Origin of the sequence: Pseudoalteromonas sp. A601, assembly GCF_002165575.1 — a bacterium.
GTDB lineage: Bacteria > Pseudomonadota > Gammaproteobacteria > Enterobacterales > Alteromonadaceae > Pseudoalteromonas.
Genome location: NZ_MXQF01000008.1, coordinates 44,674 through 71,470, shown reverse-complemented (window position 1 = coordinate 71,470; position 26,797 = coordinate 44,674). Strand labels below are relative to the sequence as shown.

The 26,797-nt window shown below is 38.9% G+C and carries 23 protein-coding genes; 12 read left to right on the top strand and 11 right to left on the bottom strand.

Going from position 1 to position 26,797, the window contains the following annotated elements; all coding sequences use genetic code 11:
• Nucleotides 1–239: 239 nt before the first annotated feature.
• A complete protein-coding gene (locus B5G52_RS08325; RefSeq protein WP_087532192.1) occupies nt 240–1,070 on the bottom strand; it encodes a S1 RNA-binding domain-containing protein in 831 nt (276 codons plus the stop codon).
• A 2-nt stretch (nt 1,071–1,072) separates the two neighbouring features.
• The gene (locus B5G52_RS08320) at nt 1,073–2,398 is read right to left on the bottom strand and encodes a DEAD/DEAH box helicase (protein ID WP_087532191.1); all 1,326 of its coding nucleotides are present in this window, start codon (nt 2,396–2,398) and stop codon (nt 1,073–1,075) included.
• Nucleotides 2,399–2,592: 194 nt separating this feature from the next.
• Between B5G52_RS08320 and B5G52_RS08315 the strand changes: the two genes are divergently transcribed.
• Nucleotides 2,593–3,600 (top strand): rhodanese-related sulfurtransferase, encoded by a 1,008-nt coding sequence (locus tag B5G52_RS08315; protein ID WP_087532190.1) that lies wholly within the window; start codon nt 2,593–2,595, stop codon nt 3,598–3,600.
• Between the two features lie 79 nt (nt 3,601–3,679).
• Here B5G52_RS08315 and B5G52_RS08310 read toward each other — a convergent pair whose 3' ends face one another.
• Nucleotides 3,680–4,750 (bottom strand): DUF3083 family protein, encoded by a 1,071-nt coding sequence (locus B5G52_RS08310; RefSeq protein ID WP_087532189.1) that lies wholly within the window; start codon nt 4,748–4,750, stop codon nt 3,680–3,682.
• A 227-nt stretch (nt 4,751–4,977) separates the two neighbouring features.
• Between B5G52_RS08310 and glnS the strand changes: the two genes are divergently transcribed.
• Nucleotides 4,978–6,639, top strand: coding sequence for a glutamine--tRNA ligase (gene glnS, locus B5G52_RS08305; RefSeq protein WP_087532188.1), 1,662 nt, complete (start codon nt 4,978–4,980; stop codon nt 6,637–6,639).
• Nucleotides 6,640–6,710: 71 nt separating this feature from the next.
• Here the strand turns inward: glnS and fur are convergent, their stop codons facing one another.
• The 5 genes from fur to B5G52_RS08280 form a co-directional block, all read right to left on the bottom strand.
• A complete protein-coding gene (gene fur, locus B5G52_RS08300) occupies nt 6,711–7,151 on the bottom strand; it encodes a ferric iron uptake transcriptional regulator (RefSeq protein WP_087532187.1) in 441 nt (146 codons plus the stop codon).
• 189 nt (nt 7,152–7,340) lie between these two features.
• A complete protein-coding gene (gene fldA / locus B5G52_RS08295; protein ID WP_087532186.1) occupies nt 7,341–7,868 on the bottom strand; it encodes a flavodoxin FldA in 528 nt (175 codons plus the stop codon).
• 14 nt (nt 7,869–7,882) lie between these two features.
• Nucleotides 7,883–8,161, bottom strand: coding sequence for a LexA regulated protein (ybfE, locus tag B5G52_RS08290; protein WP_058558703.1), 279 nt, complete (start codon nt 8,159–8,161; stop codon nt 7,883–7,885).
• Between the two features lie 6 nt (nt 8,162–8,167).
• Nucleotides 8,168–8,389, bottom strand: a complete 222-nt coding sequence (locus B5G52_RS08285) for a DUF2788 domain-containing protein (protein WP_064666161.1) — start codon at nt 8,387–8,389, stop codon at nt 8,168–8,170.
• A 95-nt stretch (nt 8,390–8,484) separates the two neighbouring features.
• A complete protein-coding gene (locus B5G52_RS08280) occupies nt 8,485–9,252 on the bottom strand; it encodes an alpha/beta fold hydrolase (protein WP_087532185.1) in 768 nt (255 codons plus the stop codon).
• Nucleotides 9,253–9,381: 129 nt separating this feature from the next.
• On the opposite strand from B5G52_RS08280, the gene seqA reads away from it, so the two are divergent.
• From seqA to B5G52_RS08250, 6 genes are all read left to right on the top strand, one after another.
• Nucleotides 9,382–9,966, top strand: a complete 585-nt coding sequence (gene seqA / locus B5G52_RS08275) for a replication initiation negative regulator SeqA (protein ID WP_087532184.1) — start codon at nt 9,382–9,384, stop codon at nt 9,964–9,966.
• Between the two features lie 16 nt (nt 9,967–9,982).
• Nucleotides 9,983–11,620, top strand: a complete 1,638-nt coding sequence (gene pgm, locus B5G52_RS08270) for a phosphoglucomutase (alpha-D-glucose-1,6-bisphosphate-dependent) (RefSeq protein ID WP_087532183.1) — start codon at nt 9,983–9,985, stop codon at nt 11,618–11,620.
• A gap of 74 nt (nt 11,621–11,694) precedes the next feature.
• A complete protein-coding gene (gene astE, locus B5G52_RS08265) occupies nt 11,695–12,747 on the top strand; it encodes a succinylglutamate desuccinylase (protein WP_087532182.1) in 1,053 nt (350 codons plus the stop codon).
• Nucleotides 12,748–13,022: 275 nt separating this feature from the next.
• Nucleotides 13,023–14,237: a thiamine pyrophosphate-dependent dehydrogenase E1 component subunit alpha gene (locus B5G52_RS08260; protein WP_087532181.1), complete on the top strand. Its 1,215-nt coding sequence runs from the start codon at nt 13,023–13,025 to the stop codon at nt 14,235–14,237.
• Complete coding sequence (locus tag B5G52_RS08255) at nt 14,237–15,214, top strand: alpha-ketoacid dehydrogenase subunit beta (RefSeq protein ID WP_087532180.1); 978 nt, start codon at nt 14,237–14,239, stop codon at nt 15,212–15,214. The genes B5G52_RS08260 and B5G52_RS08255 overlap by 1 nt, the downstream gene beginning before the upstream one ends.
• Before the next feature lie 8 nt (nt 15,215–15,222).
• Nucleotides 15,223–16,776: a dihydrolipoyllysine-residue acetyltransferase gene (locus tag B5G52_RS08250; RefSeq protein WP_087532179.1), complete on the top strand. Its 1,554-nt coding sequence runs from the start codon at nt 15,223–15,225 to the stop codon at nt 16,774–16,776.
• 62 nt (nt 16,777–16,838) lie between these two features.
• Here B5G52_RS08250 and B5G52_RS08245 read toward each other — a convergent pair whose 3' ends face one another.
• Nucleotides 16,839–18,011 (bottom strand): putative manganese transporter, encoded by a 1,173-nt coding sequence (locus tag B5G52_RS08245; protein ID WP_087532178.1) that lies wholly within the window; start codon nt 18,009–18,011, stop codon nt 16,839–16,841.
• Nucleotides 18,012–18,080: 69 nt separating this feature from the next.
• Nucleotides 18,081–19,706: a M28 family metallopeptidase gene (locus B5G52_RS08240; RefSeq protein WP_087532177.1), complete on the bottom strand. Its 1,626-nt coding sequence runs from the start codon at nt 19,704–19,706 to the stop codon at nt 18,081–18,083.
• A gap of 106 nt (nt 19,707–19,812) precedes the next feature.
• Between B5G52_RS08240 and B5G52_RS08235 the strand changes: the two genes are divergently transcribed.
• From B5G52_RS08235 to B5G52_RS08220, 4 genes are all read left to right on the top strand, one after another.
• On the top strand, nt 19,813–20,625 hold the full coding sequence (locus B5G52_RS08235) for a DUF3025 domain-containing protein (protein WP_087532176.1): 813 nt from the start codon (nt 19,813–19,815) through the stop codon (nt 20,623–20,625).
• Nucleotides 20,622–21,410 (top strand): ATP-binding cassette domain-containing protein, encoded by a 789-nt coding sequence (locus B5G52_RS08230; protein WP_087532175.1) that lies wholly within the window; start codon nt 20,622–20,624, stop codon nt 21,408–21,410. Before B5G52_RS08235 ends, B5G52_RS08230 begins: the two co-directional genes overlap by 4 nt.
• Nucleotides 21,403–22,611 (top strand): ABC transporter permease subunit, encoded by a 1,209-nt coding sequence (locus tag B5G52_RS08225; RefSeq protein WP_087532174.1) that lies wholly within the window; start codon nt 21,403–21,405, stop codon nt 22,609–22,611. Before B5G52_RS08230 ends, B5G52_RS08225 begins: the two co-directional genes overlap by 8 nt.
• A 140-nt stretch (nt 22,612–22,751) precedes the next feature.
• The gene (locus B5G52_RS08220) at nt 22,752–25,808 is read left to right on the top strand and encodes an ATP-binding protein (protein ID WP_176372528.1); all 3,057 of its coding nucleotides are present in this window, start codon (nt 22,752–22,754) and stop codon (nt 25,806–25,808) included.
• 9 nt (nt 25,809–25,817) lie between these two features.
• Here B5G52_RS08220 and B5G52_RS08215 read toward each other — a convergent pair whose 3' ends face one another.
• Nucleotides 25,818–26,648 (bottom strand): UDP-2,3-diacylglucosamine diphosphatase, encoded by an 831-nt coding sequence (locus B5G52_RS08215; protein ID WP_087532173.1) that lies wholly within the window; start codon nt 26,646–26,648, stop codon nt 25,818–25,820.
• Nucleotides 26,649–26,797 lie beyond the last annotated feature (149 nt).

Here is a 26,797-nt window from a genome sequence, read left to right as displayed (position 1 = left end):
AATTAAAATAGCTAGGAATTGAGCTTGTTTTTTTGCACTAAAACGGCGTTTAATAATGTTATCGGACAAAATTAGGCTCCTACTCAAAGAAGTAGGAATAAATTTAACCTTTTCAATGACAGGTGATCGCTCATAGTTGCCATTGGAGCGTATAAAACAAAAAGAGCAAAGCTTTCACTTTACTCTTTTCTATATCATTTTAAATTACCGCTGACCGCTGACCGCTGACCGCTGACCGCTTACTTAAGCCTAATAGACTTAGCTTCAATATCAATTAACCCTTGCTTAAACAAACCGCCAATGGCTTTTTTGTAGTTTGCTTTGCTGGTAGAGAACACCTTTTTAATAAGCTCAGGGTCTGACTTATCACCAATTGCTAAAACACCGCCTTCGTCTTTTAGCTTTTGCATGATTTTTTCACCCAGCTCACTGACTTTCCCCATACCTGGTTTTTCAAGTATGACGTCTATTTTGCCATCTTCACGGACTTTCTGAATAAAGCCTTTGAGCTTTTGACCAACAAACAGGTTTTTAAATACCATATTATAAAAAACCACACCAAAATGTGCTTCTTCAATCAATACTTTGTAGCCGATATCCGTTTTGCCAGCCACAATTAAATTAACTTCCTGAAGGGCTGTGTATTGTGGTTCATCTTTTGATAGAAAACGATTAAAGTTGCTAGAAGCACAAATACGTGAACTGGCGTTATCTAAGTAAAGACGAACTAAGTAGGAGTGGCCTTCTTGCATACGAGGCTTTTGTTCATTAAACGGGGCAAGTACATCTTTGTCTAAACCCCAATCTAAGAAAGCGCCAATGCTATTAATTTCTTTAACACGCAGTAGAGCGTATTCACCCACTTGTGCGTGTGGTTTTTTAGTTGTTGCTGTCGGTAAATTAGCATTATCTAAAAAGATAAAAACACTGATGCTATCGCCGGCTTCAAGCTCATGTTTAATTTCATGGCTAGGTAAAAAAACTTCGCCTAAATCGTGGCCATCAAGGTAAGCACCTTCATTACTGACTTCGTTAACAAATAAGGTTTGGGTTGTACCAAGGTAACTCATAATTATTCCTGCTCTGGCTTTTTACGACGGCGCATAGGTGCATCACCATCAATATTTAATGGTGCTTTTATTGGGGCTTGAGGTTTTTTAGGCTTAGCTTTGCGCTTAGGTGCAGCTTTAGCTTTTGGTTTTACTTTTTCGTTTATTTTATTCTGTACTTGCGGTTTTTTATCCCGCAGGCCTTTAAATTTACCCGTTAGCCCTTCAACAGTGTGAAACTCTAATTCATCATTTAAAAATGATTTAATGGCCTTATAACTAGGCCAATCTTTAGGACCGACCAATGAGATAGCTGTGCCTTTAAATCCGGCGCGACCTGTACGCCCAATACGATGAACGTATTCTTCAGCATGTTTTGGTAAGTCAAAGTTAATAACATGGGTGACACTTAACAAGTCTAAGCCGCGAGAGGCAACATCGGTGGTAATAAGTATTTTGAAGTTTTCTCGGCTGAAGGCATCCATGATTTCAAGGCGTTTACTTTGTGTTAAATCGCCAGCAAGCGCTTGTGCTTTGAGCCCTTTACTATTTAAAAGCTCACTTAATCTGGTTGTGTCTGCACGTGTCGCGGTAAAAATAATGCATTGGCCAACGTCTTCTTGTTTAACAAAGTGCTCTAATAGCGCTTCTTTATGATCTAAGTGATCAGCTAAATATAAGCTCTGTTTGATATCAGAATGCTGCTCATTTGCAGCACTTAGCATTATTTGTTTAGGCTTTTTAAGTAAATTACGCGATAGCGCATCAACTTGGGCGTGATCAAGCGTTGCTGAAAACAATAATGTTTGGCGTAAACGGTGGTCGGCCAAATCATTAATCATTTTTAATTGTTCAGTGAAGCCTAAATCAAGTATCCGATCTGCTTCATCGAAAATTAATAATTCTAAACCACTCAACTGCAATGAACGTTGGGTTAAGTGATCAGCTAAACGACCAGGGGTAGCAATAACAAAATGCGGATCATTTCTAAGCGCTTTTATTTGGTCATTAAAGTTTTCACCACCGAGTATTTTTACCGCTTTTATGTTGGTACCAGCAATAAGTAACCTAAGTTGAGTAAAAACTTGGGTGGCAAGCTCGCGAGTTGGAGCGACAATTAAAACGCGTGGGTCACGTTTACTGAGCGCTTTTTGCTTCATGACACGCTGAACGGCAGGTAATAAAAACGCTAATGTTTTACCTGAACCAGTTTTAGATTGAGCAAAAATATCATGGCCAGCCAATGCTGTCGGCACAGCGTGAGCCTGAATATCTGTAGGCTTAGTAATGCCTTGGTGCGCAAGTTGAGTTTCAAGGCGGTTATCGATGCCAAGATCAGTAAAGTGCAAAGTGTCTATCTCCAAATGAGTAATTTAAATCTTCATAAATCTGGCCGCTATTATAGCTCAGTCAAGGTGATTGCTCACAGTAAAAACCCGTTAATCATTAGTTTTTTTGCATTTAATTTGAAAAAGCGTAAAATATGCGCCCCAATGCGCCGGATTTACGATTCGGTTATCAAAAAGCAAAATTAGGAACGCTCATGACAGCCATTCATAAAGATAATGTCACTAGCGCGCACTTTGTTGTGTGTGCACTGTATAAATTTGTTGCCCTACCTGAATATGAAGACCTTCGCCAACCTTTGCTTGATGTAATGGAGAAAAACGATGTACGTGGTACGTTGTTAATTGCTGCCGAAGGTATTAATGGTACAGTTGCAGCTAAACGTGAAGGCATTGATAATCTACTTGCTTGGCTTGATAGCCAGCCTAATTTAGACAATATCGTGTCTAAAGAGTCTTATGATGATGAATGCCCGTTTTACCGTACCAAAGTGAAATTAAAAAAAGAAATTGTCACTATGGGTGTTGAAGGGGTCGACCCACTTAAAGTGGTTGGCAGTTACGTTAAACCAAAAGACTGGAATGCGCTAATTTCAGATCCTGAGGTTATCCTTGTTGATACCCGTAATGATTATGAAATTGAAATTGGCACGTTTGAAAACGCAGTCGATCCAAATACAAAAACATTTCGTGAATTCCCACAATGGGCAAAAGAAAACCTCGATCCAACAAAACATAAAAAAGTAGCCATGTTTTGCACTGGTGGCATCCGCTGTGAAAAATCAACCGCGTATATGAAAGAGCAAGGGTTTGATGATGTATACCACCTTGAAGGTGGCATCTTAAAGTATCTTGAAGAAGTGCCAAAAGAAGAGACCATGTGGCAAGGTGAATGCTTTGTTTTTGATAATCGCGTTGCGGTTGATCATGATTTACAAAAAGGCTCATACGATCAATGTCATGCGTGTCGTATGCCAATCACTGAAGAAGAAAAGCTAAAACCTGAGTATATGGAAGGGATATCGTGCCATCATTGTATTGAAGATGTGACCGATGAACAACGTGCGCGTTTTGCTGAACGTCAAAAGCAAATTGAATTAGCTCAAGCGCGCGGGGAAGGGCATATAGGTAATGAAGCTCAGGCTGTATTACAAAAGCGTAAAGAGGCTAAAAAAGCACAAAAAGACGCGCAACGTAATAATTAAGCCAAATAAGTTTGCAGAAAAACCCCAACTATTTGGGGTTTTTTTATGGGTGAAGCAAAACTGCTTTATGAATTATTTGCTATTGATAATAGCTGATATGTTGAAAGAAACGCACGGTGATATCTTGACGCTCTTTGTTAATTGCAAGGGGCTCAACCATATTACGAATAACACTTTCTACTTTATTCATAAAACGCCCATGACCAATGCCTTGTTCATCGTTTTCATTGGCCACAATTATAAAATGCATTGTTTCAACAAGCTTGTTCTCTAAAAAGTAATGATTGAACTGGCAGGTTTGTTCATTGGTCGAAAAGCTTAACTTTTGTAGTTCACTGTTACTGTCATTTTTGTCAATCTTACTGTTTCGAATTATGGGCATACTGCCATTAGCCACCATAGCGGCAATATTTAATTGCTTAGCTTCGCACTGGCTTACAAACTCATTGTAGAAATGCTCATAAAACTCGGTGTAGTCTCCCTTGTTCAGTAAATGTTGAAACTGGGTTTTAATGGTGCGAGTCACAGGAATTTTAAAGGTCGCGTAGGTCATTTCATTATGGTGTTCGGGTAAACTACAATGACGACTTTGGTAGCGTTGATATAAGCCTCGCAGTTTGTAGCCGTAGCTTTCTTTGTGACCTTTCGCTTTAGCAAATAGATCGTAAGTTAAATGCTGATGGTCACGCAGTTTAAATTGCTCCTCGCCATCAAGAATACTTTCTTGCAAAGTGTCTAATACCTTCTTCACATTATTATGAAAAATAGCACTGTTAGCACGTAAATCATCACCGGTTGCTAAAAATAGTAGGCGAATTTTTGTACTTGCTTGCTCAGTGTCATAAAAACACTTATGCGCTTCGTGATAACGAGGGTTATAGAAAAACAATATTTGCTTATTTGTTTGTAAACAATAGGATTCTTCGTGAAATCTAACGACAGGTAATTTATCGTTGGCGATTAGATGAACATTGTGCAGCTCATATTCATCACATAGAGCAAATAGCTGCCTTGCGATTCGCTCATAGCATTGCCGCGGCGTTTCAAATTGTGAGTAGAGTTTATTGCTTGGTTTAAATTCAGCAAGAATGTATTGATTTGCTCTAGCACTCGTTGGTATGTACACGCGATGTTGCGATAATGAAGCCATATTTATTCCCTAATATTGTTTCGTTAATGGCGCCACTTTAACTTGTTTGAATGACTTTTTTATTGCGCTAGAACAATTTATAGCCCAATTTTTAAACCCTGTGTCACTTTGTGAGGTTGCTTGGGTATATATGTAATAAACCCACATGTTTTACTGTATGTTAACGGTTGTTTTTGTAATAATGCAGTAGTTTTGTAACCATGCACTTATGTGAGGATTGTACTCCTATGGCGGAAATTGAGAATCGCCCAAGTAATTTTATTAGAACCCGTATTGATGAAGATTTAGCATCAGGAAAGCATGCGACCACGCATACGCGTTTTCCACCAGAGCCTAATGGTTTCTTACATATTGGCCATGCAAAATCGATCTGTTTAAATTTTGGTATCGCACAAGATTATAACGGTCTTTGTAATTTACGTTTTGATGATACTAACCCAGAAAAAGAAGACATCAACTATGTAAATTCTATAAAAGAAGACGTGCAGTGGTTAGGCTTTCAATGGGATGGTGAAATCAATTACTCATCTAACTATTTTGATGCCCTATATGGTTATGCGGTTGAGTTGATTGAAAAAGGCTTGGCTTATGTGTGTTTTTTAACGGCAGATCAAGCCCGTGAATACCGTGGCACATTAAAAGAACCTGGTAAAAACAGCCCAACTCGCGATACATCACCGCAAGAGAACCTCGTGTTATTTGAAAAAATGCGTAATGGTGAGTTTAAAGAGGGTGAATGTGTATTACGCGCTAAAATTGATATGGCAAGCTCATTTATGGTGCTTCGCGATCCAATTATTTATCGTGTTCGTTTTGCGCATCACCATCAAACTGCTGACAAGTGGTGTATTTACCCAATGTATGATTTCACGCATTGTATTTCAGATGCGCTTGAAGGTATTACTCATTCTTTGTGTACGTTAGAGTTCCAAGATAATCGTCGCCTATATGATTGGGTACTTGATAACATCAGTCTAGAATGTCATCCACAGCAAATTGAGTTTTCACGATTAAACCTTGAATACACTATTATGTCTAAGCGTAAGTTAAACGACTTAGTGGTAAATGGGCACGTAGAAGGCTGGGACGATCCACGTATGCCGACAATTGCCGGTCTTCGTCGCCGTGGTTATACACCAGCGTCTATTCGCGAGTTTTGTTTGCGAATTGGCGTAACTAAACAAGAAAACATGGTTGAAATGGGCATGCTTGAAGCATGTATTCGTGAAGATCTAAATGAAAACGCACCGCGTGCAATGGCTGTACTTGATCCTGTTAAAGTTGTGATCGAGAATTTTGGCGATGACGCTGAAACACTGTCTGTTGCTAATCACCCAAATAAGGAAGAAATGGGTCGTCGTGACGTGCCTTTCACACGTGAGCTTTATATTGAACGCGAAGACTTCCGTGAAGAAGCCAACAATAAATTTAAACGTTTAGTGCTTGATAAAGAAGTGCGTTTACGCGGTGCTTATGTGATCAAAGCGAACCGCGTTGAAAAAGATGAAAATGGTGAAATCACAGCTATATATTGTAGCTATGACCCTGAAACACTTGGTAAAAACCCAAGTGATGGGCGCAAAGTTAAAGGGGTGATTCACTGGGTTAGCGCAACTGAAGCTGTTACAGCTGAAGTACGTTTATATGACCGTTTATTTAGTGTGCCAAACCCAGCTGCGGCTGACGATTTTGCAACTACACTAAATCCAGAATCTCTAGTTGTTTTACCTAATGCAAAGCTTGAGCCATCACTTATAAAAGCTACGCCAGCGCAAGGTTTTCAGTTTGAGCGAACAGGTTACTTTAGCCGCGATACTAAGTCTGAAACCTTAGTGTTTAATCAAACTGTGGGTCTTCGTGATTCATGGGCTAAAATAGAGCAGAAGTAATTCTGCTCTAAAAGTAATAGACACAAAAAAACCTGCTTAAGCAGGTTTTTTTTATTATTTATAAAGCTAAATTATTGGCTGTCAGCAAAAGCTTTACAGGCCTCAGTGTCAGTACACTCGCCGTAAAGGTAAAGAGAATGGTTAGTTAGCTTAATACCATTTGCTTCAGAGATTTCAACCTGACGTCGTTCAATTAAGTCATCTTCAAACTCAACAACTTTGCCGCACTTCAAGCAAACAAGGTGGTCGTGGTGAGTGCTGCCAGATAATTCAAATACTGACTTACCACCTTCAAAGTGGTGACGAGAAACAATACCTGCATCATCAAATTGGTTCAAAACACGGTAAACCGTAGCAAGACCAATTTCTTCGCCTAGATCCAAAAGAATTTTGTAAACATCTTCAGCGCTGATGTGTTGGTTATCTGGAGATTGCAATATCTCTAAAATTTTAATACGCGGTAAAGTTACCTTTAAACCGGCTTTTTTTAATTCCAAGTTGTGATCAGTCATTAAATCTGTCTCAATTTTAATTTGGTTATACTAGTACACCTTAAAAAAGATGTGCACGACACATTAGCAACGCTTAGAATAACGTGCTAAACGCTCAAGTGCAAAGATCAATTTCAATAAAGTATCTGAAAGCTTAATTGCTAAACAAAAGCATAATTAAAAAGCGTCATTTAACGCTTTTTCAATTTGTTAGTCAGCAAGTTCGCTCAAGCACATTTCTTCATACACTTGGGCAGACCATGCTTTAACACGTTGCTCTGTCAGCTCTGGTTGACGGTCTTCGTCAATTCCTAAACCAACAAAGTGGTTATCATCAGCCATGCCTTTAGATGCTTCAAAGTCATAGCCTTCTGTTGACCAATGACCAACAACGATAGCACCACGTTCAGTGACAATATCGTTAATCATACCCATCGCGTCTAAGAAGTACTCAGCGTAGTCTTCTTGGTCACCACAGCCAAAAATAGCCACAAGTTTGCCATCAAAGTCTATCTCTTCAAGTTCAGGGAAAAAGTCATCCCAGTCACATTGCGCTTCACCATAATACCAGGTAGGGATGCCAAATAAGATTAAATCAAATTCTGCGATCTCTTCTTTTGAGCTTTTCGCAATATCATGAACAGCCACAAGCTTTTTACCCAATTCTTTTTGGATCATTTTAGCTACGTGTTCTGTGTTACCTGTATCACTACCGAAAAAAATACCTACACTTGCCATGAATTTAAAACCTTTTATCTATCAATAGCCAATCTTTCTTGTAAAATCGTTTCAATCAGTGCACTGCGGCTAATATTTTGTGCATCGGCCATATCACTTAACGCCTGATAAAGCTGAGATGAAACTTTAAATTCAACACGTTTTAAACCACGTGCCTTATCTCTTTTTATTTGATTACGTTTATTTACCTTTAACTGAATGTCCCGAGGGAGGGGGTTCGTTTTAGGCCTGCCTGGGCGTTTTTCGTATTCAAATAAATCGAGCGTTGTTCTGTCTGTTTCTGATTTAGCCATGGTTAGTTACCCTACACCTGCGCCTTGCCAAAAAACTTGAATAAGCCCTTTAGCAATAAAACCAGAACAGCCTAAAAAAAGTACAAGCCATACTATATAACGACCAAATTTAGGCACATTGCCACGTTTTAGTACATCTTGAATAGCCATACCGATAAAAAAGAACACACCGGCTAAGCCAAAATACAACCCAAGGGTATCAAATTCGTTAATTAACTGACTGACCATCAACGTATAACCTTTAAATTAAACGGCGCGTACTATAGCACACTAAATCGTAATAATTTAGTGTGCTTGATCAAAAACACGTGATTAAATTTGGCCTAGTCGGCAAGTAAAAAATCACTGATCGCTTTATTCACGGCTTGAGGCTTTTGTGCATGAAGCCAGTGGCCTGCGCCGTGAATAATTTTTGCCTTCGCATTTTTAAAGCGAGCCATAATTGCTTCTTTATATTGAGGCAATATGTAATCAGAGTCATTACCCTTAATAAACAAAGTATCGCATAAACAAGAATCATTTGCTTTAATATCTGATAAAATATTTTCATATTTATTGTTCAAAGCAGCTAAATTGAATCGCCAAGCAAAAGTACCTTGTTCATTTTTAGCTAAGCTTTTAAGTAAAAACTGGCGTACGCCAAGTTCGCTAATATCTTCTTGCATAACAGTATCAGCGTGTTTTCTATCATTAATGGCTTGATTAGCAACATTATTAAGGGCTTTAAAAATACTTGTATGACGTGCTTGATAGGCAACAGGTGCGATATCGAGAACGACTAAACGGCTGACTTTTTCAGGATATAAATGAGCCACTTGCATAGCGACTTTTCCGCCCATCGAGTGACCAATAAAATGTGCTTTATCTATATTTAAATACTGCATAAGCTCTATGATATCTTGGCTCATACTGGCATAGTCCATGGTTTCGCTGTGTGCTGAGCGTCCATGGTTACGCAAGTCTACGTTGATGACGAGAAAATTTTCAGCCAATGAGTTGGCAATGACGTTCAGGTTTTCAAGTGAGCCGAATAGACCATGTATAAGAATAACAGGCAAACCTTGGCCCGATTGTTTATAATTTAATAGCATTGTGGTCTCCAATAAAAGTGTGCTTAGTTTGCCTAGTGAAATAACAAATTGCAAAACATAGAGAATTAAATCAGCTTTGGGTATAATCAAGCTGAATGAAAAAATATGACCCGTAACGACAGGAATAACATGAAAAAAATTGACATAGACGACGAGTTGTATCAATACATTGCGAGTAATACGCAAAGTATTGGCGAAAGTGCATCAACTATTTTACGTCGTTTATTAAACCTTAACGGCGATATTGAACAAACAACTGACAACGTTGAGCAGGACCACGCAGAGGTAGATGCTACATCGCAAAGTGATACTACCGCCGCACAGGCAACAACAGAAGACACCCCAACAAAGCCAGTTACAAAAATGAAGCAAAAAAACGCTAGTGTCTTTAATGTACTCAATAAAGAAGAGCTCGCGATGCAAAAGGGCGTAGTTGGACGGTTTTTATTTATTCTGTCTGCACTACACCGCACACACAAAGACGATTTTTCAGCAGTCCTTGATGTTCAAGGCCGTGACCGTGTCTATTTTGCTACTAGTAAAGAAGATTTAGTAAATAGTGGAAGCAGCATGAATCCAAAAAATATCACGGACAGTGAATATTGGGTCATGACAAATTCAAATACAACACGAAAGAAAATGATGTTGCACGAAGTGGCGCTTGGCTTGGGTTATAATGCCGAACAAGCAGAACAAATTAGAGATTACTTATAACAAATAAGGAAATGTAATGGCGATTCATCCAGGTGCAGGTAAAGCTGCAACTCAATCTGATTTAGTAAACGTACCAAAATTAGTGTCGGCTTATTATTTAAATGAGCCAGATTTAGAACAAAATCCAGAGCAATGTGTTGCGTTTGGTACATCAGGGCATCGTGGTTGCTCTTACGATGTGAAATTTAATGAATCACATATCCTTGCTGTTACCCAAGCAATTTGCGATTACAGAAAACAAAACAATATCTTTGGTCCGCTTTTTTTAGGTAAAGATACCCATGCCCTAAGTGAAGCCGCTTATAACTCTGCAATTGAAGTATTAGTCGCTAACGAAGTTCAAGTAATTACACAAGAAAATGATGATTACACACCGACACCTGTTATCAGTCATGCGGTAGTTTGTCATAATAAAGCCCACCCACATGAATTAGCTGATGGCATTGTGGTGACGCCTTCACACAATCCACCTGAAGATGGCGGATTCAAATATAACCCACCTAATGGTGGTCCGGCAGATACCGACGTAACCAAATGGATTGAAGACAGAGCCAACAAGTTGTTATTAGAAGACTTAGTTGAAGTCGAATTATTCCCGTTTGCTAAAGCATCTCGTTCGGGATTTATAAAGTACCAAGATTTGATGACACCGTATATTGCCGATTTAGTCAATGTAGTTGATGTTGCTAAAATTGCTCAAGCAAAAGTGAAAGTTGGCATTGATCCACTTGGTGGTTCAGGGATTAACTTTTGGCCAATAATTGCAGAGAAATTTAATTTAGACCTAACAGTCGTGAATGAAAGTGTTGATCCGCGTTTTGCTTTTATGCCGCTAGATAAAGATGGCAAAATTCGCATGGATTGCTCTTCTCCTTATGCAATGACAAATTTAATCGCGTTAAAAGATGAATTCGACCTTGGTATTGGTAACGACCCTGACTATGACCGCCATGGCATTGTGACCCCTGATGGTTTAATGAATCCAAACCATTTCTTAGCCGTTGCGATAGATTATTTACTTAATCACCGTAATTGGTCTAGTGATGTTCAAATCGGCAAAACGTTAGTGTCAAGTGCGATGATTGATCGCGTAGTCGAACGTAATAATCGTCAAGTCAAAGAAGTGCCTGTTGGCTTCAAATGGTTTGTAGAGGGCCTAAACGAAGGATCACTCGCATTTGGTGGTGAAGAAAGTGCAGGCGCGTCGTTTTTACGTTTAGACGGCACGGTATGGAATACAGATAAAGACGGTTTTATCATGGGCTTACTTGCTGCTGAAATTATAGCTGTGACAGGTAAAACGCCATCAGCACTTTATAAAGAGCTTGAGCAAGAATTTGGTGCGCCTTTATATAAGCGTATTGATGCACCAGCAACGGCACAACAGAAACAGCGTTTAAAAGCATTAAGTGCGCAAGATGTCACTGCGGATACATTAGCAGGTGAGCCAATTTTACAAAAATTAACGCACGCGCCAGGTAATAATGCTGCTATTGGCGGCCTTAAGGTTGTGACTGAAAACGGTTGGTTTGCAGCACGTCCATCGGGTACAGAAGATATCTATAAAATTTATTTAGAATCTTTTAAAGGTGAAGAGCACTTAGCCTTGCTAGAAAAAGAAGCTAAAAAGCTAGTTGATTCTGTAATTAGTTAATATTGCGCATAATTTTAAAAATGGCTGATTCTTTCAGCCGTTTTTGTATTTACTCCACACAAAAGGCGATGAACATGTCAGCCACATCAGATTATATAGAAGAATTAAAAAGCTCAGGGGATTTCCTTACATTAAGCCGAGAAAATGAATGGCATTTAGACCCAGGTGAATTCACCTTGGCAAACGGTACAAAAGTAAATGTACATGATACAGGGGTTATCGAATTCCAACCAACATGCGACACCACAAAAGACGTTGTACTATCAAGTGCTATTCATGGAAATGAAACAGCTCCAATTGAAATATGTGATGCGCTAATTAAAAGTATTATCAGTGGTAAACTTACACTCGCACAAAGGGTTTTGTTTATTTACGGTAATCCGCAGTCAATCAATATTGGTAAACGGTTTGTTGAAGAAAACTTAAACCGTTTATTTAATGGCCATCATACAGTTGATGGTATACCTATGAATAATGAACGAAAACGGGCGGCACAACTCGAACAGTACGTGACTGATTTTTATAATCGTGGTGGTCAACAACGTGAACGCTATCATTACGATTTACATACTGCGATAAGAGGCTCGAAAAACGACAAATTTGCAGTGTATCCTTTTATGCATGGTAAACCGTGGAAAAAATCTCAGCTGCAGTTTTTACTCAGTTGTGGTGTAAATACTGTATTGATGATGAAGTCTGCCGCTACTACATTCAGTTATTACTCTTCTTATATACACGGCGCAGACTCGTTCACCGTAGAACTTGGCCAGGTAAAACCTTTTGGTGAAAATGATATGTCTCGCTTTGCCAAAACCAAAGATACATTAATTGCATTAATTACTCAAAATGAAGTTAACTACAAGCAATTTAATGCAGATGATTTTGAGCTGTTCTCTGTCCATCGTTCAATAAATCGCACAGAGCAGGATTTTTCTTTCCCATTTTCTGATGATGCCGTGAATTTTACAGGCTTTGCAAAAGGCGAACTGCTCGCCAAAGATGGTCAGACCTGTTATTACGCAGATGTAGATGGTGAAGCGATTATTTTTCCAAATGCAGATGTAGCACTAGGCCAACGTGCATTATTAACTGTTGTTCCCCTTGAAATTAATGAGAATTTTAATTAATTCCAGTATAATATTTGAGTTAACTATATGATTTTAAATATCACTTTATATTGTATAGTTAACTTTCCAGTCCCTCTCTCGTCATTTATCAATCATTCGTCTATCATTAGTTGAATAACATTTTACGTTAACGTAAAGTGTTGGCAGCTTTAATTTAATTACAGTGCAATTTTTGCAAAGATTAACCTAGCAAAAATTACGAATAATAATAATTAACCTAAGATCAGGTTACCTAATTTAGCACTGTATTTCTCGACAACAGAAGAAGGTAGGTTATGAGTAACCCAAATAACGTATCGCAGAATATTAGTCATGAACTTGAATTTATTGATGGTCATGCCTTAAATATTCCAACCTTGAGTATTTTAACCGAGGATGGCGATATCCACAGCGGTGCTTGTGCACCCGATATTGATAAAGACACAGCAATTAGCTTATACGAAACAATGCGTTTTATTCGAGCACTTGACGAACGTATGCAAGCAGCTCAACGCCAAGGCCGCGTTAGCTTTTATATGCAATGTTTAGGTGAAGAAGCTGCGGTTACAGCCTCAGCAGCAGCACTGGATCAAAATGATATGATCATGGCTCAATACCGTGAGCAAGCAGCATTGCATTATCGCGGTTTCACCCTTGACCAATTTATGAATCAAATGTTTTCAAATGAACTTGATTTAGGTAAAGGGCGTCAAATGCCGATTCACTATGGTAGTGCAGCGTTGAACTACATGACTATTTCGTCGCCTTTAGGTACCCAAATACCGCAGGCAACGGGTTACGCTTATGGTCAAAAAATTAAGCACGTTGACGCTAAAACCGGTGAGCTAAAAAGTAATATCGACAATGTCACTATATGTTACTTTGGTGAAGGGGCGGCCTCTGAAGGTGATTTTCATGCAGGCTTAAATATGGCTGCTGTGCATAAAGCCCCGGTGATCTTTTTTGCTCGTAATAATGGCTATGCTATCTCTACCCCAGCAGATGAGCAGTTTAAAGGTGATGGCATTGCTTCTCGTGGTGTGGGCTATGGTATTAAAACCATTCGAGTTGACGGCGGCGATGCATTAGCGGTATTTGCGGCAACTCAAAAAGCGCGTGAAATAGCAACATCCACTGGTGAGCCGGTATTAATAGAATCAATTGCATATCGTTTAGGTGCTCACTCAACGTCAGATGATCCAAGTGGTTATCGTTCAAAAGCGGAAGAAGCTAACTATCAGGCTTGCCCAATTGAGCGTTTCCGTAAGTGGTTAATAAAACAAGAATGGCTCAATGACGAAGACGATGTAAAAGCGAAAGAACAAATTCGTGAAGACATTCTTGCTGCATTAAAACGTGCAGAGGTGATTGAGAAACCAGCATTAGAAGAGTTGATTTCTGATGTATACGACACGCCAATACCATCATTACAACGTCAATATGAGCAATTAAAAACCCATATTAAGCAACATCCTGATGCCTATCCAGTCACTGCAGGGAGAATTAAGTAATGGCTAAAATGAATATGTTACATGCAATTAATTCAGCCCTTGATATTACGATGGCAGAGCATCCGCAAGCCTGTATTTTTGGCGAAGATGTGGGCTACTTTGGTGGCGTGTTTCGTGCCACGTCAGGGTTACAAGAAAAATATGGTCAGCATCGCGTTTTCAATACTCCATTGACTGAGCAAGGGATCATGGGCTTTGCTAATGGCTTGGCTGCATTTGGCGCGCCAGCGCTTGCAGAAATACAATTTGCCGATTACATTTTTCCTGCATTTGACCAAATTGTAAATGAATCAGCTAAATTCCGTTATCGCAGTGGTAATGAGTTTAATGTGGGTAATTTAACCATACGCACGCCTTACGGCGGTGGTATAGCAGGGGGGTTATATCACTCTCAATCTCCAGAGGCTTATTTTGCTCATACCCCAGGATTAAAAATTGTAGTACCTCGTAACCCGTACCAAGCTAAAGGTTTATTACGTGCATCTATTAAAGATGATAACCCGGTTATTTTCTTTGAGCCTAAACGTTTATACCGTGCATCTACAGGGGAAGTTCCTGAAGAAGATTACAGCATTGAGCTTGGTAAAGCTGAGGTTGTTGAGCAAGGAAGTGATGTAACATTACTTGCTTGGGGCGCACAAATGGAAATTATCGAAGATGCTGCAAAACAAGCTGCTGAACAAGGCATTAGCTGTGAAGTGATTGATTTACGCAGCATACTACCTTGGGATGTTGAAACAATTGCGCAGTCAGTTACGAAAACAGGGCGCTTAGTAATTAGCCATGAAGCACCAATCACTAACGGTTTTGGTAGCGAGATCGCGGCAACGATTCAGCAAGAATGCTTTTTACATTTAGAGTCTCCAATCTTACGAGTATGTGGACTTGATACACCTTATCCGTTGGCACTTGAAAAAGAATATGTGCCAGATGCATTAAAAGTACTTGCTGCCATTAAGCAATCGGTCGAATTTTAGGAGTTATCATGGCAAAAGATTTTATTTTACCCGATATTGGCGAAGGCATTGTTGAGTGCGAAGTTGTTGAATGGCTTGTAGAAGAAGGCGACACAGTCGCTGAAGATCAACCTATCTGTGATGTAATGACAGATAAAGCGTTGGTGCAAATTCCCGCCGTTCACGATGGCGTAATTACCAAGTTGTATTATCAAAAAGGTGATATCGCGGCTGTACATGCCCCTTTATTTGCGATGGATGTTGCCGGTGAAGCGAGCTCGCAACCGGTTGAGCAACCAATAAACCCAGCAAATAATGGCTCTGAACAATTAGAAGATTTTATTTTACCTGATATCGGTGAAGGAATTGTTGAGTGTGAAATTGTTGAATGGTTAGTCGCAGAAGGCGAGCACATTGAAGAAGACCAAGCTGTTTGTGATGTAATGACAGATAAAGCGCTAGTACAAATTCCTGCTAAATATACTGGTACAGTTCATAAGCTCTATTATGCAAAAGGGGATGTTGCACAGGTTCATAGTCCGCTGTTTCAAATGAGCATTGCAGGTACAGGCCAATCCCAGGTTGATGTGAATGAAGCTGTTGTTAAAGCGCAGTCCAACGCCAAAGAGCACACACCAGCTGCACCAACGTGTAATGTTATTACTCCGGTTGTGAATAAAAAGGCTGTTGCTTCACCGGCTGTTCGTCGAAAAGCGCGTGAAATGGATGTTGATTTAACGTGCGTACCAGGTAGCGGAAAAAACGGCCGTATTTATAAAGAAGACATTGAACAATTTGTAAATTCAGAAGTACCAAATACTATTGATACGTCTGAGCTTGACGCACCTGTGGTCAACACAGCTGCTGTTAGCAATGAAAGCACACGTGTTGAGCCTATTAAAGGGATTAAAGCTGCTATGGCTAAACAGATGGTTGCCTCTGTTAGTAGCATTCCACATTTTACTTTTTGTGATGAAATAGACTTAACCGATTTAATTGCTTTACGTAGTTCGTTGAAAGAGCAATACAAGCAGCAGGGCATTAAATTAACGATGATGCCGTTTTTTATTAAGGCGTTATCGCTAGCAATGAAAGAATACCCAGTACTAAACTCTAAAGTAAATGATGAGTGTACTGAATTAACCTATTTTAACGATCATAACATTGGCATGGCCGTTGATTCTAAAATTGGTCTTTTAGTGCCTAATATCAAGCAATGCCAAAATAAGAGTATTATTGATGTTGCAAATGCTGTTACACGCTTAACTGATGCTGCTAGAGACGGTCGTGTTAGCCCTGATGACTTAAAAGGTGGCACAATCAGTATTTCTAATATTGGCGCAATAGGTGGGACTATCGCAACGCCTATTATCAATAAGCCAGAAGTTGCCATTGTTGCATTAGGTAAACTTCAGCATCTCCCTCGCTTTGATGATAAAGGTAACGTGATAAGTAAAGCGATCATGCAGATAAGTTGGTCTGGCGATCACCGTGTTATTGATGGCGGGACTATTGCTCGTTTTAATAATCTGTGGAAATCGTATCTAGAAGAACCCGCTAAAATGATGATGGCAATGAGCTAACGCTTATTGTAGCAAAAAAAGCTCAACGTTATTGTTGAGCTTTTTTGTGTCTGTTGGTTTTATTAAACACCATAAAAATACAAGCCGTAGCCAACTAACACCGCAGGAATGGCTGAATAGAAGGTTGCGATAAGTGCGGCTTTTGGTGCCATTGCAATTGCCGGGAAGAGGGCGTCACCATCATTAGAAATAGCATTTGCTGCCAAGGCACTAAACGGAATAATACCCTGAATATATAAAGTAGTGACAATGATTTGTGGACCACAACCAGGCAAAAATCCTATGAGCACAGCGATGAGTGGTGCAAGGTAGGTATAATGTGAAAACCACGCTTTTAGGTCAACACCAGCAAAGTTAACCAATAATTCAAACAGCATAAAAGACGCCACAACCCACGCAGTGACAAAGTGTGTGTCTTGTAACACTTTATAGAGCTTAGAAGGCGGTTGGCTAGATTCTTCTTCGCAAGTAATGTCTTGATAGCTTTTACCTTTAGATGAAAAAGCCCACGTTATTACTGCAAATAATGCCATTGCAGCACCAAAAAACATAACCGTATCATTTAATCCTGAGCCAAATTGTGCAAAATCAACATTGAGCGCAATAAGAAACGCAATAATAAGGCTCGGAATTAATATAACCTTCCAAATTGATTTGCTCAAAATGATGGCTTTACTTGGTTGGCTCTTGTATTCATGCTCTACATCTTGGTTTTCTGGCTTTAAAAAGTCACTTTTATGAAAGTAATTCACCAAACTACCGCTGATCACACCAACGCTTAATCCAATAAGCATTATTAGTAAACCTTCAGTTGGTTTAGTTGCGAGTAACAAAAAAGCGGCATCGCCCATGGTGGCTGTTAACACAGCGACTATAGAGCCAAAGCTAGCCTGTCCTTTCGTAAATTGAGTCACCACGATGATTGCGCCGCCGCAACCAGGCAAAGCGCCTAAGAAAGAGGCAAAACTAACTTCTAAAATAGGTGATTTAGCATTAAGGTAGGCTAACTCTAACTGAGGAAGTCTATCAATCAAGTAGTAGTAAATAAAAAGCGTAGCAGCGACAAATACGCTAACTTGAAAAAAAGCATCGCTCATTGCAGTAAGAGTAATGTCGCGAATAGGGGAGTAGGCCAAACAAATAAGTAAAACCAGTGGCAACAACATGCGTTTATTTTCAATAAAAGAGCGTGTTGATATAGATGACATAAACTTTGGCAATGTGAGAGTGAACATAAGTGCAACCTAAAACGTTATTAAGTTGCACTTTAGAATTAAATTAAATGAAAATCAATATCATTTGCGTTATTTTCTTTGGAATTCTGAGCTTTCATTCCATTTTGGCCATTCTACCTGTTCAGATATATCAAAACCTACTTGATAAAACAGCTGTAAATCTTGCACAGCACCTGATAAATCCCATTCATCACGGTATCTATCACAAGGTTGATGATAACAACCACGAAGCACTAAGCTCATACGTTTACGGTAACTTGCAGTTTCTTCGTCAAACGCTTCACTACCACCACCAGCATACATGGCTGGTACACCCATATTGGCAAAGGCAAAGTGATCTGAACGGTAGTAACCACCTGAAGATGGTTTAGGGTCGCCAGACACAGTACGGCCTTGCTTTTTCGCTGCGCTAGCGAGTAAAGAGTCCATTTGTGATTTACCAATGCCGACTACACTAATATCTTTCACTTTGCCTAATAGATTCAGGCTATCCATATTAATGTTTGCAACTGTTTTATTGGCTGGGATCACTGGGTTTGCAGCATAGTATTTAGAGCCTAGTAAACCTTGCTCTTCTGCTGTCACTGCTAAGAAAGTCATTGAACGGCTAGGATGCTTAGGCAATTGAGCAAATGCTTCAGCCACTTCAATCATACCCGCTGTGCCAGTTGCATTATCGTGAGCACCATTATAAATTTGATCGCCCTTACGACTTTTATCTGTACCTAGGTGATCCCAATGCGCAGAATAAATGATGTGCTCATCTGGTTTTTCGCTACCTGGTAACGTCGCGATGAAATTATATGAGATAGATTTTTTTATGGTGTTTTTAACCGCTACAGATGCTGTTAAATCGCCCATATCGACATGATAGGCACCTTTTGCTGCATTTTTCTTTGCAGTGTCAAAATCAAGGCCTGCTTTTGTAAAGAGCTCTTTAGCTACATCAGTTGTAACCCAGCCTTCAACAGTGACACGATCCATGTTGTTATTTTCTTTTTGAAAACCAAATTGTTCGCCACTCCATGAGTTCTCAACAACAGACCAAGGGTAAGAAGCTGGGGCTGTTTCATGAATGATGATTGCACCAGCAGCACCTTGACGACTAGCTTCTTCATATTTGTATGTCCAACGACCATAATAGGTCATTGCATCGCCAGTAAATAGTGCTGGATCTTTGGTGGCAAAACCGGGGTCGTTCACTAGCATGACTACTGTTTTACCTTTTACGTCAAGGCCTTCATAGTCATTCCAGTTATACTCTGGCGCGTTTACACCATAACCAACAAAGACAAGCTCTGAATCTTTAATACTCTCGTTTTCACTAATACGGCTGCTGCCCATGACCATATCTTTTTTATATTGGTAATCTTTGCCACCAATTGATAAAACCATATCAGAATCTGCTTCAAGAGATACAAGCGGTACTTCTTGCAAAAAGCTGTCGCCATTACCTGGTTCAAAACCAATTGCTTTAAATTGTTCAGTTAGATAAGCAAGAGTCAGCTCTTCGCCTTTAGATGATGGTGCACGACCACCAAATTCATCAGATGCCAATACCTTTACATGCTCTGCAAGTTGCTGTGCATTGATAGACTCATAGCCTTGTTCAACATCTTCAGAAGTGAGACTTGTTGCTGCACAACCTGCAAGCACTGCGCTTGCCAGTAGTGTAAGAGAAAAATAACGTTTCATAGTCACTCTTTTTTTGTTTTAAGTACCAACAGTATAAGAACTTCTATTAAATAGAACCAGTTTTTGCGGTAAACTGAGCGAATACTCTGTAAAGCAAAAGGTACTCATGAAGCGGTTTACCCCTTATGAGCAATGGCACCCTCAGTTAGTAAGCAGTGGTGCCTTTGAACATTTAAATAGACTATTTAAGTTAAATCAACAATTAGATTGGCCTACATGTGATTGGTTTTCACCGTTTCTAACTGGTGTAAATGAGAATAATAGACCGATCGTTTTTAAAGATGACGCTTTATTTAGTGAAGAACAGCGTTATTACGAACAAATCATATTTGATACAGGCTGTGTACCAACTCGCCAACAAAACTGGCATGATTTATTTGGTGGCTTTATTTGGTGCCTATTTCCTAAAACCAAAGCTTTATTGAATAAGCGTCACGTTGAAGAAATCAGCTTGCATGGCACAAAACAACGAAGTAAACACCGCAATGCATTAACACTGTTTGATGAATGCGGTGTTATTTTGGCCGTGACAGATTCTCAATGGCCCGAATTACTTAGAGAGCATCAGTGGCAAACTGCCTTTGTTGATTTACGCGCACAGTGGGGTAAAAGCATCAATGCCTATATGTTTGGTCATGCAAACTATGAAATGCTGACAAAACCGTATATAGGGCTCACTGGTAAAGCCTTTTTTGTGAAAGTGCCTGAAGACACATTTTGTAAAGATTTAACTGCGCAATATGCGTACCTAGATACGGTGCTTTATGAGATGATTGGGAAAAATAATTGTCTAGCTGATAATAGTCTATTATCTCCTTTGCCATTGTTAGGTGTTCCTGGCTGGCATATTGATAATAATAACAGTGATTTCTACAGTAATACGGATTACTTTAGGCCAAAACGAAGGACACGAAAATGATAGAAGTAGCAGGGCTTAAAAAGAAGTTTAAGCTAACTAAAGATCATAAAAAAAACAAACTTGAAAAAACGGACCCAAGGGAAGATAAAGATTATTTTCATTCGGTTAGGGATGTAAGCTTTCATTGTAATGCAGGTGAAGTACTTGGTTTACTTGGGCCAAATGGGGCAGGAAAAACCACCACATTGAGAATGATCTCGACTGCGCTTGTGCCAGATGAAGGCAGTATTAACATCGCTGGGCAAGATATCATAAAAAAACCATTGTTTGGCCGTAAGTCAATTGGATTTTTGTCTGGTAGTACGGGGTTGTATGGCCGTTTAACAGTGAAAGAAAATATAGAGTATTTTGCTAAATTACATGGCATGAAAAAAGCAGCCATTACCTCGCGTTGTGCACAGTTGTTTGATTTACTCGATATGCACAGCTTTATTGATAAACGCGCTGATAATCTATCAACCGGTATGAAACAAAAAGCAAATATTGCACGTGCTGTTGTTCATCAACCCGCAGTAGTTGTTCTTGATGAGCCAACAACGGGGCTTGATATCATGACTACGCAAACTGTGATTAAGTTTATTAAAGGGTTAAAAGAGCAGGGGACACCGGTTATATTTTCAACCCACCACTTGGATGAAGTCGCTCTATTGTGTGATCGTGTTGCGGTTATTAATGAAGGTATTAGCTGTTTTGATGGTACTGTTACAGATTTTAAACTCGCTGGTAATAGCGAAGAACTTAACCAAGCATTTATGAATATTTTGACGGAGAAGCGCGATGTTTGAGGTATTTAAAAAGGAATTAAAAGAGCTTCTACGCGATAAAAAAACATTATTGTTTATTGTGGCGTTACCAATAGCCGTATTCCCGTTAATTTTTGCTGTAATGGCATTTATCACTTCTCAAGCGGCACTTGAGGCCGAACAAGAAGTTCACACGTATGCCATTATTAATGGCGAATACGCACAAGAATTCACAGACAAAGTGTTTTATCATAAAAGTTTTAAACTTTACCAAGGTGATAAAACGTTTACTACGGCTGAACAGCTTAAAGAAGCAGTAAAAGCAGGCCACATTGATATGGGGATCTACCTGCCAAGTAATGCAAGAGAAGCACTGGACGGTGAAAAGCAAAGTGAGTGGCAAGTTGTATTCAATGACGCCAAATCAATCAACTTTCTATTTCAACGAGTAAAGGAATTAGCAACTGAGTTTGGTGACTCAATAAGAGCGGATAAACTAGCCAGTTATGGTATTAGTGAGGAGCTACAAACGGCCATCATAGACCCGATTAAAGTTGTTAAAGTTGACACTGCCGATAAACGCGAAAGCCTAGGTGAAAAAATAGGTGGATTTATACCCTATTTATTAATTCCGTTAGTGTTAATGGGAGCAAGCTACCCAGCCATCGATATTGGGGCTGGGGAAAAAGAACGAGGCACACTTGAAACGCTGCTATTAACCCCTATTACACGTACGCAACTGGTACTTGGTAAATTTATCACTTTATTGGTGTCATCAATTGTAACAACCAGTATCACTGTTTTGAGTATGGGCGTGTGGATCACAATCGCCATTAATGTTATGGATTTAGAGATTGCAAAAACGGCGTTTAGTACTTTACATGTAATAGACTTTGCGTTGATATTTATTATTTTACTCCCTCTAGCGGCTATTTTTGCATCTCTTGCGTTGGCTATATCAATATATGCCCGTAGCTTTAAAGAGGCGCAAAATTACATGACTCCACTGAGCATGGGCGTGATTTTCCCAATTATAGTGGCACTTTTGCCTAATGTAGAGTTGACGGCTAAAACAGCTTTCATCCCGGTTACTAATGTTGCTCTTGCTATAAAAGAGATAATCAAAGGGACTGTTGATTACACCTTGGTCGGTTTAATCTTTTTAGCAACAGTTATTGTTGCAGGCGCGTTGATTGCGTTTTGTGTTAAGTGGTTTAACAAAGAAGAAGTATTATTTAGGTAAGCATTGTAATGGTGGCTCCTCAGCCACCATTACTATATATTTCAATAAATAAGATAAATAATTCAGAAATATCGATTAATTCAGTGTGTAAATGATCTATACTCGGTGATAATAAAATTTATCAAAATGGCATTGATTTCATGCAAAGCCCACGCTCTTTGACGAGTATGTTCAAATCAAGCAAAGTTTTTCTTTTAGCGCTACTAATATCTGTTATGTTAGCACTGCCGAGTATATATGTTTTTGAATTAAAAACTCGAAGTGATATTTTCAATAATGAAAAAGTAGCGCTTGAACATGTACTTGAAACTAAAATACAGTATCTTAAAGCTCAACTACAAACCAGTGTAGCGTCAATCCACTTTTTAGACTCAACGCCTCCAATATCGGGTATCCGCCGCTCTCATGCTAACAATAATATAGACCCCGCTTTTGATATCTCAGTGTCCGTTTGGCAAACCCGTTTAGCTGAAATATTCACAGGGTTTATGCAAACAGATGAAACCCTCTCACAAGCTCGTTATATCACTTTAGCGAATCAAGGGATGGAATTAGTCAGAGTTGATCGTATAAATAATGAGATAATACGCATCGAAGGAGATGCGTTACAACAAAAAGGGCAACGAGATTATATGCTCAAAGCGAGCATGCAAGATAAAAACACAATTTATATTTCTCCGATAAATTACAATCGTGAAAATGGAGATATTCAGCGTCCATATACAAGTACATACAGAGTTGCTAAGCCGGTATTTGATGATCAGGGCTTTGTGTTTGCAGTTTTAGTGACCAATTACTTTGCTGAACCCTTGTTAGCGAATTTACCTAAAAATACAACGCAAGGTCTAAGTGTATATTTATTGAATAGTAATGAGCAATTTCTTTACCATCCAGACAATAGCATTCAGTTTGGCTTTGAATTTGGCCAAGACGTGACATGGTCAAGTCTTTTTACAAAAAGCCAAGAGATGTCATCGCAGGTTACACTGCCGATGACGGGATTATCACAGCAGTATTATTTAAAAAAACGCTTAAATTTGGAGGGTAATATTGCAATGCAACCGTTAGAAATCGCGGTTTCAATTGATACTCAAATATTACTTGAAAAGGTCTCTCAGCGACGAAATAACTTTATTATTGTATTAGCTACTTTGTTTTCAGTCATACTCTTTTTAGTCTGGTTGTATCAACGTTATATTAACCGTAAGTTAGAGTTTCATTCATTAAAAGAACAAAATAATAAGATAATAGAAAATTCTCTTGATGCGATTCTTACGATTGAAGAACAAGGCGTTATCTGTCAATCTAATCATACAGCTAAAGCGAACTTTAAATTAATAGAGGGAACAACTAGATTTTCTGATTTATTTATTCTTAATGAGCAAGATCATGATTACATTAGTGAAACAATTAATTTAGGTACTAAACCGCCGTTTGAAGCAATCTATATAGATGAAAATAAGCAACAGCATTTTTACTCAATTACGCTCACCTCTGTTTATGATATTTTTACTCAAACCCACCAAGTTGCTGCCATTTTAAGAAATATAAACTCATTAAAGACGATACAAACGCAGTTACAAGCGCTGAACGGTTCACTTGAACAAAAAGTAGCACAACGTACTATTGAACTCGAAATGGCTATTGACGAAGCATTGGCAGCAAGTAAAGCTAAAAGTGATTTTGTAGCTAATATTTCCCACGAAATCCGCACCCCCATGAATGGTGTATTGGGTATGTTGGGCATGCTTGCTGAAGAGCCGTTAACACAGCAGCAAGCTAATTACCTTAAGTTAGCAAACTCAAGTGCAACGTCATTAATGACGTTGATTAATGATATTCTCGACTTTTCAAAAATAGAAGCTGGCAAACTCGATATTGATAAGCACAGTTTTGATGTGATTAGCGTATGCAGTGATTTAATTACTTCAATGGCCTTACAAGGTCAACGCAAAGGTTTAGAGATCATATTAAATACAGATAAAGTCCTCGATCGAATGCTGGTAGGCGATAGCCACAGATTAAAACAAATATTAATTAATTTACTAAATAATGCGTTCAAATTTACTCATCAAGGTGAAGTGAGTCTGAGTTTAGACTGTCAGTATTTAACCCAAAATAAACTGATCATGAGTTTTGCAATACAAGATACTGGAATAGGTATTGCGGCGCAAAATATAGATAAACTATTTGAAGTTTTTACACAGGAAGACAGCAGCACAACTCGCCATTTTGGTGGCACGGGGCTAGGGCTCTCAATATGTAGAAAGCTTGCCCGGTTGATGGGGGGGGATATTTCGGTTGTAAGTGAAAAAGGAAAAGGAAGTTGTTTTACAGCCCAGATAGAGCTTCATGTCGCACCTGAGAAAAAATTAAATACCCCAATTGAGCTTGCTAAAGATATTGAAGTGGGTGTATTGATTAAAAATGAAAGTGTCTTCAACAATATCAAGAATTTACTTATTAAGAATTGCCAAGTTGATTCGAATAATATTCAACGATTTGACTATCAATTTAATTGCGAAGAAGTCAAAGTTGATTTACTGGTCATAGATAATGAACACCCTCAATTAGATGCATTAATAACATTATGTGAAAAACAGAATAAAAAATACATGCTAATTTTACGTGATTTATTGCTCAGCAAAGATATAAAAGCCAGTTACCCGCAAAGTTGTCACGTGTTGAATAAGCCATTAACACAAGATCAATTTAGCTATAAGCTTGCCAGTATATTTGGTGCAAATAACAGTTTTTTATTACCAACGGATAAAACAGTAGAGCTGGGGGATGAATTTGAGCTATCAGGCTATAAAGTATTACTGGTCGATGACAATATGATCAACCTTGAAGTTGCTAAGGCAATTTTAAAGCGTACTTCGATTAGTATTACCTGTGCCAGTGATGGTGTTGATGCCATAGATACCTTAAAGCAAAATCAAGAGAACCCATTTGATGTGGTTCTTATGGATTGTCAGATGCCAAATTTAAATGGCTATGAAGCAACATCAGAGATAAGAAGGGGGGCTGCGGGAAAAGTCTATTTACATGTGCCTATTATTGCAATGACAGCCAGTGCTATGGCGGGGGATCGTGAGCGTTGTATTACCGCAGGAATGAATGATTATATTACTAAACCCATTAAGCCGCCTACATTGAAAAATAAACTGGCTATGTGGTTAAGTCATAACTCATAGCCAGTTAGTTTATGCCGCTGACTTTTCAGGCTTAGTTTGAGGGTCATTAATTGCAGTAATATCTGCGGAATTAATGACCCTTTGTGTCTCTGACCAGTGTAGTAATTCAATACGGCCATTTTCTTGCTCTACTAACGCGGTACAGTTTTCTATCCAGTCACCATCATTACAATACACAATCCCATCCACTACTTTTAATTGAGGGTGGTGAATATGGCCACAAATAATACCATCAACACCTTGCTTTTTTGCTTCATGGATTGCAGCATTTTCGAAAGCTTCAATGGCTTCACGCGCTTTATGGACCCGTGCTTTTAACCATGATGCTAGAGACCAGTAATTACCACCAAACAACCGTCTAGCTCGATTTGTCCAACGATTTAAAAATAATAACAGATCATAGCCTGCATCACCGACAATACTGATAAATTTGTTATAGCGGGTTGCTGAGTCAAAATCATCACCATGAACCAGTAAAAAACGTTTATTGGCTTTGGTTGTATGAATATATTGCTGGTGGACTTCAACACCAAATAATGTGTTATCTACATAATGTCGAAATGTCTCATCATGATTCCCTGGAATATAAATAACACGGGTACCTGATTGTGCTTTTTTTTGTATACACGCCAACACTTGATAATGGCTTGGGTGCCAGAAAAATTGCCTTTTCATCGACCATAGATCAACGATATCACCCACTAAAAATAGAGTGTCGCATTCAATGCTATTTAAAAAGTCGAGCAGATAGTTTGCTTGACAATCTTTATAGCCTAGATGTACATCGGAGATCCAAACGGCTGGATAGTGCTTTTTATCACTCTTTTCTGTATTGTTCATGAGAGTTACTCGCGGTGTAATAATAACCATTTTAGGTATATTTAGTTACGCTTACACGACACTTTTACTAAATCTCTATGACAACTATAAAGATATTCAAATATGATAACCATTACCGTATCCTAATGGACTACCAACTAGTTAATGAA

What these genes read in the sequence shown, in the direction of transcription:
- B5G52_RS08325 (WP_087532192.1), bottom strand. Translation starts at nt 1,070, where the DNA reads ATGAGTTACCTTGGTACAACCCAAACCTTATTTGTTAACGAAGTCAGT.
- B5G52_RS08315 (WP_087532190.1), top strand. Translation starts at nt 2,593, where the DNA reads ATGACAGCCATTCATAAAGATAATGTCACTAGCGCGCACTTTGTTGTG.
- B5G52_RS08310 (WP_087532189.1), bottom strand. Translation starts at nt 4,750, where the DNA reads ATGGCTTCATTATCGCAACATCGCGTGTACATACCAACGAGTGCTAGA.
- glnS (WP_087532188.1), top strand. Translation starts at nt 4,978, where the DNA reads ATGGCGGAAATTGAGAATCGCCCAAGTAATTTTATTAGAACCCGTATT.
- fur (WP_087532187.1), bottom strand. Translation starts at nt 7,151, where the DNA reads ATGACTGATCACAACTTGGAATTAAAAAAAGCCGGTTTAAAGGTAACT.
- fldA (WP_087532186.1), bottom strand. Translation starts at nt 7,868, where the DNA reads ATGGCAAGTGTAGGTATTTTTTTCGGTAGTGATACAGGTAACACAGAA.
- ybfE (WP_058558703.1), bottom strand. Translation starts at nt 8,161, where the DNA reads ATGGCTAAATCAGAAACAGACAGAACAACGCTCGATTTATTTGAATAC.
- B5G52_RS08285 (WP_064666161.1), bottom strand. Translation starts at nt 8,389, where the DNA reads ATGGTCAGTCAGTTAATTAACGAATTTGATACCCTTGGGTTGTATTTT.
- B5G52_RS08280 (WP_087532185.1), bottom strand. Translation starts at nt 9,252, where the DNA reads ATGCTATTAAATTATAAACAATCGGGCCAAGGTTTGCCTGTTATTCTT.
- seqA (WP_087532184.1), top strand. Translation starts at nt 9,382, where the DNA reads ATGAAAAAAATTGACATAGACGACGAGTTGTATCAATACATTGCGAGT.
- pgm (WP_087532183.1), top strand. Translation starts at nt 9,983, where the DNA reads ATGGCGATTCATCCAGGTGCAGGTAAAGCTGCAACTCAATCTGATTTA.
- astE (WP_087532182.1), top strand. Translation starts at nt 11,695, where the DNA reads ATGTCAGCCACATCAGATTATATAGAAGAATTAAAAAGCTCAGGGGAT.
- B5G52_RS08260 (WP_087532181.1), top strand. Translation starts at nt 13,023, where the DNA reads ATGAGTAACCCAAATAACGTATCGCAGAATATTAGTCATGAACTTGAA.
- B5G52_RS08255 (WP_087532180.1), top strand. Translation starts at nt 14,237, where the DNA reads ATGGCTAAAATGAATATGTTACATGCAATTAATTCAGCCCTTGATATT.
- B5G52_RS08250 (WP_087532179.1), top strand. Translation starts at nt 15,223, where the DNA reads ATGGCAAAAGATTTTATTTTACCCGATATTGGCGAAGGCATTGTTGAG.
- B5G52_RS08245 (WP_087532178.1), bottom strand. Translation starts at nt 18,011, where the DNA reads ATGTTCACTCTCACATTGCCAAAGTTTATGTCATCTATATCAACACGC.
- B5G52_RS08240 (WP_087532177.1), bottom strand. Translation starts at nt 19,706, where the DNA reads ATGAAACGTTATTTTTCTCTTACACTACTGGCAAGCGCAGTGCTTGCA.
- B5G52_RS08235 (WP_087532176.1), top strand. Translation starts at nt 19,813, where the DNA reads ATGAAGCGGTTTACCCCTTATGAGCAATGGCACCCTCAGTTAGTAAGC.
- B5G52_RS08230 (WP_087532175.1), top strand. Translation starts at nt 20,622, where the DNA reads ATGATAGAAGTAGCAGGGCTTAAAAAGAAGTTTAAGCTAACTAAAGAT.
- B5G52_RS08225 (WP_087532174.1), top strand. Translation starts at nt 21,403, where the DNA reads ATGTTTGAGGTATTTAAAAAGGAATTAAAAGAGCTTCTACGCGATAAA.
- B5G52_RS08220 (WP_176372528.1), top strand. Translation starts at nt 22,752, where the DNA reads ATGCAAAGCCCACGCTCTTTGACGAGTATGTTCAAATCAAGCAAAGTT.
- B5G52_RS08215 (WP_087532173.1), bottom strand. Translation starts at nt 26,648, where the DNA reads ATGAACAATACAGAAAAGAGTGATAAAAAGCACTATCCAGCCGTTTGG.